Here is a 386-nt window from a genome sequence, read left to right as displayed (position 1 = left end):
GGCGCGGGTGCGGCCTGATCGCGGCCCGGGAACGGCGGCCGCTCTCGGCGATGGTGAAGAAGGTGCCGCCCTCGTCGAGCGGCGCGAACTTCATCTCGATGCGGGCCTTGTAGGCGCCGCACAGGCGGTCGAGCACTATGAGATTGCCCGCTACGGGACCCTCATCGCCTGGGCGGAGCAACTCGGCATGAAGGATGCCATCCCGCTGTTGCGCGAAACCCTCAAAGAAGAGACGGCGACCGACGAAGCGCTCAGCGCTTTGGGCGAGAGCGACGCCAACGAGCGCGCCCTGCAAGCGGCCTGCTCAGCTCTCAACAAGCGGCTCCGGTGCTTGTCCGGAGCCGCATGGTGCTACGATGACTATACCGATGCAATCCAACTTCCAT

At 65.5% G+C, this 386-nt stretch carries 1 pseudogene; it reads left to right on the top strand.

The annotated features are described in order from the left end of the window. Positions 1 to 70: 70 nt before the first annotated feature. Positions 71 to 301 (top strand): annotated as a pseudogene (locus EN850_RS34055) (DUF892 family protein); the annotation flags it as partial. Positions 302 to 386 lie beyond the last annotated feature (85 nt).

Origin of the sequence: Mesorhizobium sp. M8A.F.Ca.ET.207.01.1.1, from assembly GCF_004794715.1 — a bacterium.
Taxonomy (GTDB): Bacteria; Pseudomonadota; Alphaproteobacteria; order Rhizobiales; family Rhizobiaceae; genus Mesorhizobium.
This window is presented reverse-complemented; position numbering and strand designations above follow the sequence as displayed.